The following is a 1,814-nucleotide window of genomic DNA, read 5'->3' on the forward strand; positions in this document are numbered from 1 at the left end:
GTGTCGCGTGAAGCCGTCGAGCCGATTTACCGTCAGATTGAAGGTCGTGCCAAGGAGCAGAACTGCCCGGTTCACTCCGAAGCTCCGTCCCTGACCTATCAGCGCGATTTGTCCCTGATCACGAATACAGGTATGGCACTCCACCAGATCCGGGAACACAATGGTCGGGTGATGTTCATGATTCCTGCCGGTGCTAAAAGCGTCCGGATTGTTTCCAATGCCAGCCGACCTTGTGACGTTGTGGGGCCTTTTGTCGATGATCGTCGCACACTTGGCGTGCTGGTGGGAGACGTGAAACTCTACGAAGGCAACGCGACGACGACCCTGAGCGCGCATCTTCATGAGGCGGATCTGTCGGGTTGGAATAATGTTGAAGACGGTACGATGCGCTGGACGGATGGATCCGCTCGTCTGGATCTGGGTCGGCGTCCGCTCGGTAGTATTGCCTTGATGGCACTCCAGATTCATGCCGGAGGTCCATATCTCCTTGTTGACACAACCTCTGAGAAAAGCGCGCTCCACGCCTGACCGGCATCAGGCCCTAGCGATGTGAAAATCGCTAGGGTACGGTTGTGACAATGAAAAGTTGGGGGATTGGGGAATAAAGGCTTCCGGATACTGGTCAGCCTTTATTCCTGAGGAGATTCCGCTCATGATGCAGCCATGAGCTTTCTTTATCTCGGTATCGCCACTGTCGCGGAAATCATCGCAACGTCGCTTTTTACTGTCTTTCGATAGCCCTCAGAAACATTCCGACCGGAATTGCGTACGCGATCTGGTCTGGGGTGGGTATTGTCCTTGTCGCTGCGGTTGCCTTGATCTTCCGGCGATGATCGGAATGGGTTTGATCATCGCCGGCGTGCTTGTGATGAATCTCTTCTCAACAACTACGAAGTATTGAGCTTGTCGCGTCCCGGGTTTTGGAGTTCTTGATGATCAACCGTGTGGCTGTATTTCCTGTCCTGTGCATTTTTCTCTTTCCAGTCTGCGCTTTTGCGCAAAGTTCTCAGGACTGGCTACCAGAATCAGGCGTCAAATCTCCTTACCGTCCGCTTACCGTTCCGACGACGCTGCATCCGGTCACGACGTCCCTGAGCAGTCTGCTCAAAACTGGCTACCGTATCACCACAACAACACATTATGCAGGCTCTGGCGCGCTCTTTACGCTTGAGAAGCGTCAGCAGACCATTCTTTCTGTCCTTACTCCTCCCAATCCTCAAACAGACCAGACTATAGCGACTTCACGCTGTTGGTCTTTGTAAAGACCGTTATTCCTATCAGCGTTGGTATTGCGCTGCTGCGGAGCCGCTACGAGCGTGGCATCCAGGATCTGGCCGGACATCAGTAGGTAACCGCCCCTCCGCAGGGTCGCGTCAAAGCAATTGAACAGGCCATCAATCGCACCTCCCTGGGTAAGGCGTTCTCAAACAGCCAGACTGTTTTGGCAACCGATCTGAAAGCCCCAGACCAAGGAAGCGCATGAAGCAGAGGCGATCGTTGATCAGATACACTGTCCGTTCATCGGACAAATTGTTTAACGTCTGGATCTCCAGGACCTTGAACACCAACACGGGATCAAACGGTGGTCGCCCGCCCTTGCTCCCATCTGAATAGACCAAGGCCTGCTCCAGATCAGGGCGGAACACTTCAAAATCCATAGTCAGGGAAAACGCTTCGAGTTGATCACCAAGCCTGCTGAACCGAGTAAGTCTCTTTTTAGGGCCTGTTAGGCCTTAAAATAGGTAGTGAACCGCCCAGCTCATCTGTGATGAGCATGATGCAGTCTGTATTTTCCGATGATGCGTGGTCGATCT

3 pseudogenes are annotated in these 1,814 nt (G+C 53.2%); 2 read left to right on the forward strand and 1 reads right to left on the reverse strand.

The window, feature by feature from the left end:
- Both JN414_RS16290 and JN414_RS16295 read left to right on the forward strand, forming a co-directional pair.
- Positions 1 to 528, forward strand: a pseudogene (locus JN414_RS16290) (hypothetical protein); the annotation flags it as partial.
- Positions 529 to 713: 185 nt separating this feature from the next.
- Positions 714 to 901: pseudogene (locus JN414_RS16295) on the forward strand (SMR family transporter); the annotation flags it as partial.
- A gap of 372 nt (positions 902 to 1,273) precedes the next feature.
- On the opposite strand, the pseudogene JN414_RS16300 reads toward JN414_RS16295, so the two are convergent.
- A pseudogene (locus JN414_RS16300) lies at positions 1,274 to 1,712 on the reverse strand (transposase); the annotation flags it as partial.
- Positions 1,713 to 1,814: the final 102 nt, after the last annotated feature.

Origin of the sequence: Gluconobacter sp. Gdi, from assembly GCF_014132155.1 — a bacterium.
Lineage (GTDB): Bacteria > Pseudomonadota > Alphaproteobacteria > Acetobacterales > Acetobacteraceae > Gluconobacter.